Origin of the sequence: Notoacmeibacter sp. MSK16QG-6, assembly GCF_024158145.1 — a bacterium.
Lineage (GTDB): Bacteria > Pseudomonadota > Alphaproteobacteria > Rhizobiales > Rhizobiaceae > Notoacmeibacter.
This window is the reverse complement of record NZ_JAMYXM010000001.1, coordinates 13,808-26,267: the sequence shown is the minus strand read 5'-3', so window position 1 is coordinate 26,267 and position 12,460 is coordinate 13,808. Positions and strand designations below refer to the sequence as shown.

General features: G+C 58.3%; 14 protein-coding genes and 3 tRNA genes. 13 read left to right on the top strand and 4 right to left on the bottom strand.

Annotated elements, in window-relative coordinates; translation table 11 throughout:
• Nucleotides 1-102: 102 nt before the first annotated feature.
• A complete protein-coding gene (locus tag NIM86_RS00120) occupies nucleotides 103-933 on the bottom strand; it encodes an RNA methyltransferase (RefSeq protein ID WP_253378183.1) in 831 nt (276 codons plus the stop codon).
• A 173-nt stretch (nucleotides 934-1,106) separates the two neighbouring features.
• Here NIM86_RS00120 and NIM86_RS00115 point away from each other — a divergent pair.
• The 3 genes from NIM86_RS00115 (at nucleotide 1,107) to NIM86_RS00105 (ending at nucleotide 2,267) form a co-directional block, all read left to right on the top strand.
• Nucleotides 1,107-1,191 (top strand) — tRNA-Tyr (locus NIM86_RS00115).
• A gap of 32 nt (nucleotides 1,192-1,223) precedes the next feature.
• A tRNA-Gly gene (locus NIM86_RS00110) sits at nucleotides 1,224-1,297 on the top strand.
• 169 nt (nucleotides 1,298-1,466) lie between these two features.
• Complete coding sequence (locus tag NIM86_RS00105) at nucleotides 1,467-2,267, top strand: hypothetical protein (protein ID WP_253378182.1); 801 nt, start codon at nucleotides 1,467-1,469, stop codon at nucleotides 2,265-2,267.
• Nucleotides 2,268-2,278: 11 nt separating this feature from the next.
• On the opposite strand, the gene NIM86_RS00100 is transcribed toward NIM86_RS00105, so the two are convergent.
• Nucleotides 2,279-4,201 carry a bifunctional diguanylate cyclase/phosphodiesterase gene (locus tag NIM86_RS00100; protein WP_253378180.1) on the bottom strand — a complete coding sequence of 641 codons (1,923 nt, stop codon included), beginning with the start codon at nucleotides 4,199-4,201 and terminating at the stop codon, nucleotides 2,279-2,281.
• A gap of 221 nt (nucleotides 4,202-4,422) precedes the next feature.
• Here NIM86_RS00100 and tuf point away from each other — a divergent pair, with 221 nt between their 5' ends.
• The 3 genes from tuf to NIM86_RS00085 all read left to right on the top strand — a co-directional run bounded on the left by tuf (nucleotide 4,423) and on the right by NIM86_RS00085 (nucleotide 7,025).
• Nucleotides 4,423-5,598, top strand: coding sequence for an elongation factor Tu (gene tuf, locus NIM86_RS00095; RefSeq protein WP_253378178.1), 1,176 nt, complete (start codon nucleotides 4,423-4,425; stop codon nucleotides 5,596-5,598).
• 187 nt (nucleotides 5,599-5,785) lie between these two features.
• Nucleotides 5,786-6,217, top strand: a complete 432-nt coding sequence (locus tag NIM86_RS00090) for a VOC family protein (RefSeq protein ID WP_253378176.1) — start codon at nucleotides 5,786-5,788, stop codon at nucleotides 6,215-6,217.
• Entirely contained in the window at nucleotides 6,210-7,025 is an 816-nt protein-coding gene (locus NIM86_RS00085) for a hypothetical protein (protein WP_253378174.1), read from the top strand. Before NIM86_RS00090 ends, NIM86_RS00085 begins: the two co-directional genes overlap by 8 nt.
• A 22-nt stretch (nucleotides 7,026-7,047) precedes the next feature.
• Here the strand turns inward: NIM86_RS00085 and kdsB are convergent, their stop codons facing one another.
• Nucleotides 7,048-7,785, bottom strand: coding sequence for a 3-deoxy-manno-octulosonate cytidylyltransferase (gene kdsB / locus NIM86_RS00080; protein ID WP_253378172.1), 738 nt, complete (start codon nucleotides 7,783-7,785; stop codon nucleotides 7,048-7,050).
• Nucleotides 7,786-7,787: 2 nt separating this feature from the next.
• The gene (locus NIM86_RS00075; protein WP_253378170.1) at nucleotides 7,788-8,417 is read right to left on the bottom strand and encodes an HAD family hydrolase; all 630 of its coding nucleotides are present in this window, start codon (nucleotides 8,415-8,417) and stop codon (nucleotides 7,788-7,790) included.
• A 194-nt stretch (nucleotides 8,418-8,611) separates the two neighbouring features.
• Between NIM86_RS00075 and NIM86_RS00070 the strand changes: the two genes are divergently transcribed.
• The 7 genes from NIM86_RS00070 to rplL all read left to right on the top strand — a co-directional run bounded on the left by NIM86_RS00070 (nucleotide 8,612) and on the right by rplL (nucleotide 12,374).
• A tRNA-Trp gene (locus NIM86_RS00070) sits at nucleotides 8,612-8,687 on the top strand.
• 340 nt (nucleotides 8,688-9,027) lie between these two features.
• On the top strand, nucleotides 9,028-9,234 hold the full coding sequence (gene secE, locus NIM86_RS00065; protein WP_253378168.1) for a preprotein translocase subunit SecE: 207 nt from the start codon (nucleotides 9,028-9,030) through the stop codon (nucleotides 9,232-9,234).
• A 38-nt stretch (nucleotides 9,235-9,272) separates the two neighbouring features.
• Nucleotides 9,273-9,803, top strand: a complete 531-nt coding sequence (gene nusG, locus NIM86_RS00060) for a transcription termination/antitermination protein NusG (RefSeq protein ID WP_253378166.1) — start codon at nucleotides 9,273-9,275, stop codon at nucleotides 9,801-9,803.
• Nucleotides 9,804-9,958: 155 nt separating this feature from the next.
• Nucleotides 9,959-10,387: a 50S ribosomal protein L11 gene (gene rplK / locus NIM86_RS00055; protein ID WP_114390530.1), complete on the top strand. Its 429-nt coding sequence runs from the start codon at nucleotides 9,959-9,961 to the stop codon at nucleotides 10,385-10,387.
• Nucleotides 10,388-10,391: 4 nt separating this feature from the next.
• Nucleotides 10,392-11,090, top strand: coding sequence for a 50S ribosomal protein L1 (rplA, locus tag NIM86_RS00050; protein WP_253378164.1), 699 nt, complete (start codon nucleotides 10,392-10,394; stop codon nucleotides 11,088-11,090).
• A 324-nt stretch (nucleotides 11,091-11,414) separates the two neighbouring features.
• The gene (gene rplJ / locus NIM86_RS00045; protein ID WP_253378162.1) at nucleotides 11,415-11,933 is read left to right on the top strand and encodes a 50S ribosomal protein L10; all 519 of its coding nucleotides are present in this window, start codon (nucleotides 11,415-11,417) and stop codon (nucleotides 11,931-11,933) included.
• Between the two features lie 60 nt (nucleotides 11,934-11,993).
• Nucleotides 11,994-12,374: a 50S ribosomal protein L7/L12 gene (gene rplL, locus NIM86_RS00040; RefSeq protein ID WP_253378160.1), complete on the top strand. Its 381-nt coding sequence runs from the start codon at nucleotides 11,994-11,996 to the stop codon at nucleotides 12,372-12,374.
• Nucleotides 12,375-12,460: the final 86 nt, after the last annotated feature.

Genomic DNA, 12,460 nt, shown 5'->3' with positions numbered 1-12,460 from the left:
CTCGGTCCGGCAAGGGAGAGACCATAAATTCGCCGACTGGCCCATCCGAGATAGCGGCAGATGACGTAGCGGTTGGTCTCGGTTGTAACCCGCTGCTGCCGCTCAATCTTTGGTCGTCAGATGGCGGTGAGCCGCGTAAAGTGCGATGGCCGTGGCGTTGGACACATTGAGCGAGCGGATAGCCCCTGGAACATCAAGCCGTGCCAAGGCATCCACGGTGAGCCGCGTCTTTTGTCGCAGGCCCTTGCCTTCTGCACCGAGAACCAGCGCGATCCGACCTTCCCCAAATGTGGATTCCAGCGGTTCCGGCCCATCGGAATCGAGACCGACCGTTTGAAAGCCTAGCGATTTCAACTCCTCCAGGGCTTCAGCCAGATTGCGAACGGTAATGTGGTCGATATGCTCCAGCGCGCCCGATGCGGCTTTGGCCAGCACGCCGCTCTCGGTGGGCGAGTGGCGGTTGGTCGTAATCAGTGCGCCTGCGCCGAATGCCACGGCCGAGCGCATGATCGCACCGACATTGTGCGGATCGGTGACCTGATCGAGGACGAGAAGCAGGGACGTCTCGACAAGTTTGGAAAGCGGTTGTGGCGTCAGGGCATCGGCTTCCAGACAAACTCCCTGATGCACGGCGTCGGCGCTGACAATCGCATCGATGTCTCTTGGATCGACTTGTTCGACAGCCAATTCGCCGAGCGAAGAGGGGGCCAGATCAAGACGTTGCCATGCATTCCGCGTGACCAGAAGGCGGCGTTTGCGGCGCTTGGGGTTTAGAAGCGCTTCGCGGACCGTGTGAAGTCCGTAAAGGCGGACGGTTCCATCATCGGCCTGCATTCGCTCGACAGGCTTGTTTTGCTCGCGGTGGGCACGGCGCAGCCTTGCATAATGGCTGTCTTTCGGAGTCCCGTGTTTGTCGGCTTTTTTCTTATTCATCGCCGTGGTCTAGCCGCCGGAGAGCCGGGCCGCAATGGAGCTTTCAAACAGATCGGTTTCTAACGGGCTGCAAATGGTTGACAGAGCAATCGCGGCTCGCCATAAGGCGCTCCCATCGGTCAGCCAATCAATTATTGGCGGGCAAAGCCGCGAGGCTCTGTACCGGTCTGTTCGGAGGGGTGTCCGAGTGGTTAAAGGAGACGGACTGTAAATCCGTTCGCTATGCGTACGCTGGTTCGAATCCAGCCCCCTCCACCATCGGTCCGGAAGACAGAGTGATCTCGTAAGGCGCGGGTATAGCTCAATGGTAGAGCAGCAGCCTTCCAAGCTGAATATGCGGGTTCGATTCCCGCTACCCGCTCCATCGGCTTCGCGCGTTATCGATCCGATCTCCTGACGCTTCAGCCCGCAGATAAATCCCGACAAATTAATCATAAAATGCATCTGTCAGGTATTTTTACCTGTGATCGCTAGACAGCTCCGGCGTATTAGTTAACACTTTATAAACTATAAAGTGCCCCGGAGTAGTGAGTATGGCGGTTCCAGCACGGTCGCAGGATCAGCGGCCTTTCGAACGGGTCTTGCAGTTATTGGATCGAACAGTCGTCCGTCGACCGACGACCGGCGAGGACTGGGAAGACATTTTCCGCTTGCGTTACAACGCTTATCGCACACGCGATTACATCGAGAGCAACGAAAACCGCCTCGATAGCGATCATTGGGATTTTGCTGACAATACATTTGTCTTCGGCATTTTCGTCGATGACCAGCTGAGCATGAGCATCCGCATTCACCATCTCAATAAGGAACACCCGGACGGCCCGTCCCGAGAGAGTTACCCGAACCATCTCAATTCCCGTATGCTTTTGAGACAGAGTTTCATCGACTGCAGCCGCTTCGCGATCGACCCCAATCTCGATCCGTCAGTCGACCGCGCGGCGCTTCGTTTCATGCCGCCGCGGCTTTCGGCCATGGCCGCTCTCTTCTTCGAAGCGGACTACATTCTCCATCTCGTAAGGCCCCGCCACAAAGCCTTTTATCAGCGGTACTTTCATGCCGAGACCTTCGCCACCGGTGGAGAGTGCGGAACGGTGACGTTTCCTGTCGATCTAACCGCCACGCGCATAGGCGCAAACGATCAGCAGATGCTGGAGCGGCTGCCCTTCCTCCATTCGCTGGAGTCGGAACGCGCGATGCTGTTCGATGAAGAGACGGCACGCCGCTGCTGCTTCTGTGTGCGCCCCACCGCCCATCTCGTCCTCAAACGTCTGAACGATAATATGGATGACGAACGCATCGAAGCTGTGGGAGCTTCGACGGATGCAGCGGCCTGACGGTCGTCTGCTCAGGCTTGGAGGCTGATCGTTTCGTCGGTTTCTTCGGAAATCCGTTCCGGATCGAAGAATGGGTGCGCGAGATAGGTCCGGATATCCTGACCGCTCTGAATGGGACGGCTCAGCAGCCAACCCTGAATGGTGTCGATGCTCTCAAGAGAACGCAGGGTATCGAACTGCTTTCGCCGCTCCACACCCTCGGCGATGATCGTCAGACCGAGATCCTGTGCTGTACGGGCAAGGCCAGCAATCAGGACACGGGCGCGCGAACCTTCTGAAACCTGATTGATCAATGAACGGTCGAGCTTGAGTTTGTCGAACTCGTAGTCGATCAGATAGCCGAAATTAGCGTAGCCGGTGCCAAAATCGTCCAATGCCGTCTTCACACCCAGCGCCCGAAGGCCGTGTAGAACCTGCCGCGTCATCAAAGGCTCTTCCGCGAGCGCTGTCTCGGTCATTTCCATGGTCAGACGGTGAGGCGCCAAGCCGTAGCGGATCAGAACGTCGAAGACGGTGTTGACGATATCGCGCCGTCTCAGGTCACACGCCGACAGATTGACGGATACGCCGACGGTCGATGGCCAGTGAACGCATTCGGCCACCGCCGTCTCGACCGCCCAGCGCGTGAATTCGCTGACGATGTCGGCGGTTTCGGCCAATGGAATGAATTCGTTCGGAGAGATCGTGCCGAGCGTTGGATGATCCCAGCGCATCAGCGCTTCGCATGTTGTTATCGCGCCAGTGTCGATATCGCCCATAGGCTGGTAGACGAGCCGAAGTTCGCCTGCAGCTACGGCTTGGCGAAGATCGCGGCGAAGGATTTCTCGCCGCTCGAACTTGCCCTGCATTTCATCGCGGTAGATGTGGTAGCCGTCACGGCCCAGCTCTTTCGTTTCGTAAAGGGCAAGGTCGGCATAAACGATAACGGAATTCTGGGCGTCGGCATGCTTGACGGCAGCCGCGCCGACGCTTGCCTTGACCGAGAGGTAGACGCCCCGACAATTGAACAGATCATCGAAACATTCCAGCACCCTGCCGCAAATGTTTTCCATTTCGCTCTGCGGCTCATGTGACCGCGCCAGGATGGCAAATTCGTCGCCGGCCAGACGGGCGACGGTCAGCCCCTCATGTTCAATCCGTTCGAGTCTCCGCGCGATTTGCACGAGCAGCGCGTCACCGACAGAGTGACCGTAGCTGTCGTTTACGGCCTTGAAGTAGTCGATGTCGACGAGCACGGCGATGTAGTGGCCACGGTCCGGTTGGGACTGCTCTTCGGAGAGCTTCTCATAAAAGCCCTTGCGGTTCAGAACGCCGGTGAGACTGTCACGGATGGCGACACGGCGGATCGTCTCCAGGGCGTCTCGCTGCCCCTCCAGCAGATTTCGTATACCTGCGGCCAGCGACCTCGCGCTGAGGAAAAAGGGCACGAAGAATATGGCCGTCACGCCGAACCATGGGTTCGGATGCATCCACCAGCCGATCGCGCAGGGTATGCCCATGGCCAATGCCTGCGCGCTGACCAGGCTGGACGATGCGAAATTGCGGGCGACCACGCCAACCATTTGTGCCAGACAGAGACCGACGGAAAGCGAGATAATGAAAACATGATTGGTCAGCAGCATGGCCTGAAGGACGAAGAGACCATGCGACAAGGCGATAATGACGCTGCAAACGAAGAAAGACCGCTCCCAGGCCGAAAGGGATCGAACCTCGATGCCCCGGCGCTGAAACTCGTACATGCGCCACAGCCGTACGAGAGCAAAAGGGACCATCAGCAAGCCAGGCAGCAGGAAACGCCAATCCTCTGCATTGATCGCTGCCATTCCGAATGCGGCGAAGCTGGTGACGAGACCATGAATCGCGGAAGCCGGTTTGCTGTGAAGCGCCGTAAGCGCTTCCGCCTTGGCGCGCATCGGCTGACATGCCTCGGTCATTCAATGACTTTCTTGTGATTCCAATCGGATCAATCCGATCTCTGCGCGACCACATTTTCCCGAAGAAAAGTTAAAGAAGAGCCAAAGCCTTGTTGCGTTTAGCTTTTCCGATAAATCGCGGACAATGATTCGTGGCTTGCTTCGAGGTGCACAACGCTCTATGTCGCGGCCCATCGTTTCGAAGCTTGCCAAGGGCAAGAGAAGCACAGGACGAAAGATCGATGGCAAAGGGTAAGTTTGAGCGCAACAAGCCGCATGTGAACATTGGCACGATTGGTCACGTTGACCACGGCAAGACGTCTCTGACGGCGGCGATCACGAAGTTTTTCGGTGATTTCAAGGCCTATGACGAGATTGACGGCGCGCCGGAAGAGCGTGCGCGCGGCATCACGATTTCGACGGCGCATGTGGAGTATGAGACCGACAGCCGTCACTACGCCCATGTCGACTGCCCGGGCCACGCCGACTATGTGAAGAACATGATCACGGGCGCGGCGCAGATGGACGGCGCGATCCTGGTCTGTTCGGCGGCCGACGGCCCGATGCCGCAGACGCGCGAGCATATTCTTCTGGCCCGCCAGGTTGGCGTTCCGGCGATCGTTGTGTTCCTGAACAAGGTCGACCAGGTCGACGACGAAGAGCTTCTGGAACTGGTCGAGATGGAAGTGCGCGAGCTTCTGTCGAGCTATGAGTTCCCGGGCGACGACATTCCGATCGTCAAGGGTTCGGCGCTTGCGGCGCTGAACGATTCCAACAAGGAGATCGGCGAAGACGCAGTCCGCGAACTGATGAAGGAAGTGGACGCCTACATTCCGACGCCGGATCGTCCGATCGACCAGCCGTTCCTGATGCCGATCGAGGATGTGTTCTCGATCTCGGGCCGCGGCACGGTTGTGACGGGTCGCGTGGAGCGCGGCGTGGTCAATGTGGGCGACGAGCTTGAGATCGTCGGCATCCGCGACACCACCAAGACGACCTGCACGGGCGTTGAGATGTTCAGGAAGCTTCTGGACCGTGGCGAAGCGGGCGACAATATCGGCGCGCTGCTGCGCGGCATCGACCGTGAGGGCGTTGAGCGCGGCCAGGTTCTGGCCAAGCCGGGTTCGGTCAAGCCGCACAAGAAGTTCAAGGCCGAGGCCTATATTCTGACGAAGGAAGAGGGTGGCCGTCATACGCCGTTCTTCACCAATTACCGTCCGCAGTTCTATTTCCGCACGACGGACGTGACGGGCATCGTGACGCTGCCGGAAGGCACGGAGATGGTGATGCCCGGCGACAATGTGACGGTGGACGTGGAACTGATCGTGCCGATCGCCATGGAAGAGAAGCTGCGCTTCGCCATCCGTGAAGGCGGCCGCACCGTCGGCGCCGGTATCGTCGCTGCAATCACTGAGTAACGTCGCTCCGACACGTGCGAGCCGATGAATATGCAGGGCGGATGTCTCATCCGCCCTGCTTCTGTTTCTGCCGAGTGGATCACGGTTGGCGGCACAGGCAGGCTTCCTGTATTCAGAAAGACGCTGAAGTTGCGCAGGGCGTCGACCTGCTCGGCGTGACTGTTACACCAAAGTGAAAGAATATGGCATGAAGCTCTGGCTCCATCACATCAACGTCGTTTCTCACGACGTCGAAGAGCTGCAAAACTTCTACAGCGACGTGTTGGGGCTGCGTCGGCAGACCGACGATATCCCCGTCCGAAACGACGGTTATAGCGCACCGGTCGCATTCTTGAGCGATGGCAGCGTCCAGATGCATCTGGCGGGCCGCGATCTCGATCTTGGCTTTCGTTCCGGTAACGCAATCAATCCTGTCGAGCGCGGCCATATCGCCTTTCGAACGGATGATCTTGCCGCTTTTCGAAAACTCTTGGACGACAAAGGCATTTCTTATTCCGATTATGGTGGCGTAGCGACCGATAGCTGGCACCAGATCTTCTTTCACGATCCAGTTGGCAATGTGATCGAAGTGCATGAAGTAAAGGGTGAAATCCAACCCGGAGAAGCGGGCCATGACTAATGTGTCCAGCGCCGAGGTTTCGCTTCTCGACTCCATAGATCGTTTCGAGACGGCGGTGATCTTCGCCAATAGCACGGTAGCCGATCCGGCGCGCTATGCCGCCGATCCCGACCCCAAGCGGCTCCATGTCTTTTTCGGTCCGGTTTGGAAAATTCTCGGCGAGCCATTCCGTCACAGCAGTCTTCTTTGCCAGCCGATGCGTACGCATGAGACCCTCATTCAGTCCGCCGCCAATCGTGAAGCCGCTAAAGCGCTTTTTGCGCCGGACGCTTTGATCGGCACGGCAGCAGTACGTGGAGGGAAGGATCATCGCGGTCCGTTGGAGGATAGGCCAGCGGCTATCTGTCCCGAGGGTGCCGATTTCGTCATCGATGGTCGGTCGGTGGTTCATGGCTGGTACACACAGGGGCGCCCGCCATCGACCGGGTTGATGGTGGCGCTCTGGCTACTGGATAAATGCCCGGAAATGACGGTGACGCTCGATGGCTTCACTGGCGTTCCGGACGGGACCAATAAAATGCTGAACAGCCACGATTGGGTTCTGGAGCAGAGCGTTCTGGAGATCGAGCGCCGGGCAGGGCGTCTTATCCGGCGTCCTGAGCCGCAAACAACGACGATTGACGCGCTCAGAAGACGCTATCCTGAGATGGATGTCACGGAGATCGCCGAGGTGGTGCAGGGCAATTTTGAAACGGTACTCGTCGCCACTCGGTCGCTGGCAGCTAAAGCCGCACGCCGTCCAAGCGGTATTATGGCCGTAAGAAAATGGGGTGCTCGAATCAGGTCGATTACGAAGGGCCAAAGGTAAGGAGCCCTGAGCTCGGTTCCGTTCAGTTCAGCCGATCGCTCATCTTCGCGCGTACGCGCTCCAGATCGCTTGGCGTGTCGACGGGAATGTCGTCACCCGGTTCGACCTCGACCATTTTGACCTTGTGACCGTGCTCGACAAAACGCAGCATTTCCACGCTTTCAGCCCGTTCGAGGGGGCCGGGCTTCAGCGAACTGAAAAGCTTTAGCGCCTCGCGACGGAAAGCATAAAGCCCAAGCTGGCGCAGATGCCGCACCGCATCGCCTTTGGGATAGGGAATCGGCAGACGCGAATATGCAAGAGCGTTACTTTCGAAATCGCAGACAACCTTGACATTGTTGGTATCGATGGCGTCGCCCGAATGGGTTATGACGTGGCAGCCATTCGTCACCAGCACCTCGTCCGGACTTTCGATCAGCGCCTTGACCACTGCATCGATGGCCTTCGGATCGATCATTGGCTCGTCGCCCTGGACGTTGACAATGATGTCTTCGTCGGTGACGCGAATAGCCTCCGCGATCCGGTCGGTACCGGTGGGGTGGCTGGATCGGGTTCGGATCACCGGCAGGTCCAGAATCTCGCACTGCCTTGCGATCCGATCATCGTCGGTGGCGATATAGGCCTTGCCGATCAACTCCGTTTCGCAAGCGCGCTGAAAGACATGCCACATCATTGGCTTGCCGTTGATATCCGCCAATGGCTTGCCCGGAAACCGGGTCGCGCCGTAGCGGCAGGGAATGATAGCGGCGACGGTCGGCATGATCAGTCCAATCCAAGCAAGGTAAGAAGCATTTGCGGTTCCGATAGCCGGTGGCGATCGTCATCCACCGGGTCGCCATACCCCCAATCGACATGGGCATATGCAATGCCAGCCCGTTTTGCCGCTTCATGATCGCTCTTCATATCGCCGACAAAGACGGTGTGGACGGGGTCAGTGTGCAACAGAGCCATGGCGTAGAGCAGCGCGTCTGGAGCCGGTTTGCCGCGCAGATCGGCGCGGGGCGTCAGAACGATGTCGAAGTGACAATCCAGCCGCTCCAATACAAGGCGCGCCCTGATTTCGTCCTTCGAAGTCACGATGCCGGCCTTCACCGAAGAGCCGGATATACGCGACAACACGTCTGCCATTCCATCATAGAATTCGGTCTGACTTATCGTCTCGGTCGAACTTCGACGAAACGTTGTTTCGATGGCGGCAGCGCGGTCGGCCAGGCCGAGACGCGCCATAATATCGGCGAATGGACGGCCGATCTCCGCGAAATAGGCCTCGAAAGGCGTCGTCAATTCGTGTTCGTTCTGAACGGCCCGCCACGCACGCTCCATGTTCGATCTGGAATCGAGGATAACGCCATCCAGATCGAAAAGAATGAGGTCGAATCGAGAGGTCGGCATAAGGGGCGGCAGCCTTTCAGCTGATCGTGACATTTTCGCCGTTCGCCGGGGCTGATCTATATCGATGGCTGGATAACTGCAACCGCGCGCTCGCGACCTCATGCTGCAAGTTGATAAGAGGTCTGCCAAGCCAGGTTGCCGTATTTTGTGTTGCCAATCCGCCCATCGTTGCCTATGAGGGCGCCAATCGCGCTAGGGGTATAGCTCAGTTGGTAGAGCGGCGGTCTCCAAAACCGCAGGTCGGGGGTTCGAGCCCCTCTGCCCCTGCCAGCCATCGCGATATGAGCAGTACTGGAAAGCTCGTTCGATAAGCACTTGAAATATATTTCGCGACTCGATAGATAGAGTTGCTGGCGCGAAGCGTTTGATCGCTTTCGCGCCCAAAGCACATGGACAAACCGACTCGAAGTGGGTAGGCACAAATCCATCGGTATCGACGGTGACGATTGGATGGTCATCGCGATTTCCTGAAATGAAATGATGCGGGAGTGGCGCCATGCGCCTGATCGCGCATGGATGTGAGGCGCATACCTTTAAGGGTTGCGTTGGCGCTGCCAAAGGCGCGCGGCATCCGGGGTAATGAGCGGCGGAACGGTAGGTCAGGCGGACTATGGCATCGACACGAACCAAAAATCCCTTTGTCTATCTTCAGCAGGTGCGGGATGAGGCGCGCAAGGTCGTTTGGCCGAGTCGTCGCGAGACGGTGATCTCCACGATCATGGTTCTGGTCATGGCGGCGCTTGCTGCGGTGTTCTTCTTCGCCGCCGATCAGGTCTTCGCGATCATTATCGAACTCATTCTCAATATCGGCGTCTGACGTCGCACGAAGCGTTTTTCGAGGAAGCTTTATTCATTATGCCCGCACGCTGGTACATCGTTCACGCCTACGCGAACTTTGAGAAGAAGGTGAAGGAATCGATCGAGGAGCAGGCCAAGCAGAAAGGCCTGTGGGATCACTTCGAGGATATCGTGGTCCCAACCGAAAAGGTCACCGAAGTTCGGCGTGGCCGCAAGGTCGATACCGAGCGTAAGTTCTTCCCGGGTTACGTCATGGTTCGGGCCGATCTGACCGATGACGTCTTTCATCTAATCAAGAACACGCCCAAGGTGTCCGGCTTCCTTGGAACCGAGAGTAAGCCGATCCCGATTCCGGATCGCGAAGCCGAGCAGATTTTGACTCAGGTTCAGGAAGGGGTGGAGCGGCCCAAGCCTTCCATCGTTTTCGAGATCGGCGAAAATGTCCGCGTCTCCGATGGCCCGTTCGCTTCGTTCAACGGCGTCGTGCAGGAAGTCGATGCGGAGCGTTCGCGCCTCAAGGTCGAGGTATCGATCTTCGGTCGCGCGACTCCGGTCGATCTGGAATTCGGTCAGGTCGAAAAGACCTGATCGATCAGGCCGCTGTGAAGTGGCCTTTCGGCGGTTCTTCGGGACCGCCACATCGGTGGGAGGGTGAGGGCGCTTTGCCGGCGGCCTTTTAAAAGCCCGGACCACCACGTTGCAACCGCCGCGAAAGATCGCGGCACAATTGAAGGACAGGCAACATGGCAAAGAAAGTTGCTGGCGAACTGAAGCTGCAGGTGCCCGCGGGCTCTGCTGCTCCGGCTCCGCCCATTGGTCCCGCGCTCGGTCAGCGCGGTATCAACATCATGGAGTTCTGCAAGGCGTTCAATGCGCGCACGCAGGAGATGGAAAAGGGGATGCCGATCCCCACGATCATCACCTATTATCAGGACAAGAGCTTCACATTCGTCACCAAGCAGCCGCCGGTCAGCTACTTCATCAAGAAGGCGGCCGGGCTGAAGTCCGCTTCCAAGGCGCCCGGCAAGGAAGTTGCAGGCAAGCTGTCGTCGGCTCAGGTTCGTGAAATCGCCGAAGCCAAGATGACCGACCTCAATGCGAACGATGTAGAAGCCGCCATGCGCATGGTCGAAGGCTCCGCCCGTTCCATGGGCCTGCAGGTGGAGGGCTGATCCGATGGCGAAAATGGGAAAACGGACCGAGAAGGCCCGCGAAGGAATCGATCGTACGAAAAACTACGATCTGTCCGAAGCTGTTTCGCTGATCAAGGATCGTGCGACCGCTAAGTTCGATGAGACGATTGAAGTCGCGTTCAATCTCGGCGTCGATCCGCGTCATGCCGACCAGATGGTCCGTGGAGTTGTCAACCTGCCGAACGGCACGGGCCGCGATGTTCGCGTCGCTGTGTTTGCGCGCGGCGACAAAGCGGAAGAGGCTACGGCCGCCGGCGCGGACGTCGTCGGTGCCGAAGACCTCGTCGAGCAGGTGCAGGGCGGCAAGATCGATTTCGATCGCGTCATCGCCACGCCTGACATGATGCCGCTGGTCGGCCGTCTCGGTAAGGTGCTCGGCCCGCGCGGCATGATGCCGAATCCGAAGGTCGGTACTGTCACGCCGGACGTGACGGCGGCGGTCAAGGCTTCCAAAGGCGGTGCAGTGGAGTTCCGGGTCGAGAAGGCCGGTATCGTGCACGCCGGCGTCGGCAAGGCCTCGTTCGATGCCGATAAGCTGGTCGAAAATGTCCGCGCCTTTGCCGATGCGGTCAACAAGGCCAAGCCGGCTGGCGCCAAGGGCACCTATCTTAAGCGTATGAGCATCACCTCGACAATGGGGCCTGGCGTCAAGATTGATCTGGGTACGCTCAGCGCGGAATAAGCAATTTGCCGACGGCGAAGAGGGCTTCGCCGTCGGCACGAAATCCCGGTCGCTTTTTGTAGCCGGGTCGGATGGAAACATCCGGACTATCCTGTCCGAGATTGTGGGTGGCTCTGCCTTAATCGCATGGCCTGCATGAGACGGGGTTAGGCCGGAAACTGGCACCAAGTCAGTGGATGGTTCGAACCGTATTCCGAACTCGGTCGTCGCTTCCGGCGGCGATGGGTGAGGGGGCAGGAAAATCGCTGTCGCATCTTTGGAATGAAAGAGGCGGCAAACTGCCAACCGATCGGCGAGTTTTCGCCGATCAAACGGAGAGACGAAGTGGAAAGAGCGGAAAAACGCGAATTCGTCACGGAACTGAACGGTGTTTTCCAGAACGCCGGCTCTGTCGTCGTGGCCCACTATACCGGTCTCAGCGTCGCAAAAATGAGCGATCTGCGCTCGAAAATGCGTGAAGCTGGCGGCACGGTGAAAGTCGCGAAGAACCGCCTCGCCAAAATCGCTCTTCAGGGCACGGAATCCGAAGGCATGTCCGACCTGTTCGTGGGTCAGACGCTGATTGCCTATTCGGAAGATCCGGTCACCGCACCGAAGGTGGCGTCCGACTTCGCCAAGGCTAACGACAAGCTCGTAATCCTTGGCGGCGCGATGGGCGCGACCATGCTCGACCAGTCCGGCGTGAAGCAGCTTGCTGAATTGCCGTCGCTGGATGAGCTGCGCGCCAAGATCGTCGGCATGATCAACACGCCGGCCACGCGCATCGCAGGTGTCACACAGGCTCCGGCAGGCCAGCTGGCCCGCGTTCTCGGCGCCTATGCCCGGAAGGACGAGGAAGCGTAAGGCTTTTCTTCAACCAACCTATCAAACAACTGTTCGAACTATCTATCAAGGAACTGAAAAATGGCTGATCTCGAAAAGATTGCTGACGACCTTTCAAACCTGACCGTCATGGAAGCTGCAGAGCTTTCCAAGATGCTCGAAGAGAAGTGGGGCGTTTCCGCCGCTGCTCCGGTTGCTGTTGCGGCTGCCGGCGGCGCTGGCGGTGCTCCGGCTGAAGCGGCCGAAGAGAAGACCGAATTCGATGTCGTTCTTACCGATGCCGGTGACAAGAAAATCAACGTCATCAAGGAAGTCCGCGGCATCACCGGTCTTGGCCTGAAGGAAGCCAAGGACCTGGTCGAAAGTGCTCCGAAGCCGGTCAAGGAAGGCGTTTCCAAGGCCGAAGCCGACGAGATGAAGAAGAAGCTCGAAGAGGCAGGCGCCAAGGTCGAGCTGAAGTAAATCCGTCCCGACGGATCGGCCGCCCGGTTTTTGCCGGGCGGCTGTCTCGGGGCAGGCGAGGGCGCAAAGCCCAGACCGAACCCTTT

Bases quoted from the DNA above. Each gene is read 5' to 3' on its own strand.
- NIM86_RS00120 (WP_253378183.1), bottom strand. From the start codon at position 933: ATGAATAAGAAAAAAGCCGACAAACACGGGACTCCGAAAGACAGCCAT.
- NIM86_RS00105 (WP_253378182.1), top strand. From the start codon at position 1,467: ATGGCGGTTCCAGCACGGTCGCAGGATCAGCGGCCTTTCGAACGGGTC.
- NIM86_RS00100 (WP_253378180.1), bottom strand. From the start codon at position 4,201: ATGACCGAGGCATGTCAGCCGATGCGCGCCAAGGCGGAAGCGCTTACG.
- tuf (WP_253378178.1), top strand. From the start codon at position 4,423: ATGGCAAAGGGTAAGTTTGAGCGCAACAAGCCGCATGTGAACATTGGC.
- NIM86_RS00090 (WP_253378176.1), top strand. From the start codon at position 5,786: ATGAAGCTCTGGCTCCATCACATCAACGTCGTTTCTCACGACGTCGAA.
- NIM86_RS00085 (WP_253378174.1), top strand. From the start codon at position 6,210: ATGACTAATGTGTCCAGCGCCGAGGTTTCGCTTCTCGACTCCATAGAT.
- kdsB (WP_253378172.1), bottom strand. From the start codon at position 7,785: ATGCCGACCGTCGCCGCTATCATTCCCTGCCGCTACGGCGCGACCCGG.
- NIM86_RS00075 (WP_253378170.1), bottom strand. From the start codon at position 8,417: ATGCCGACCTCTCGATTCGACCTCATTCTTTTCGATCTGGATGGCGTT.
- secE (WP_253378168.1), top strand. From the start codon at position 9,028: ATGGCATCGACACGAACCAAAAATCCCTTTGTCTATCTTCAGCAGGTG.
- nusG (WP_253378166.1), top strand. From the start codon at position 9,273: ATGCCCGCACGCTGGTACATCGTTCACGCCTACGCGAACTTTGAGAAG.
- rplK (WP_114390530.1), top strand. From the start codon at position 9,959: ATGGCAAAGAAAGTTGCTGGCGAACTGAAGCTGCAGGTGCCCGCGGGC.
- rplA (WP_253378164.1), top strand. From the start codon at position 10,392: ATGGCGAAAATGGGAAAACGGACCGAGAAGGCCCGCGAAGGAATCGAT.
- rplL (WP_253378160.1), top strand. From the start codon at position 11,994: ATGGCTGATCTCGAAAAGATTGCTGACGACCTTTCAAACCTGACCGTC.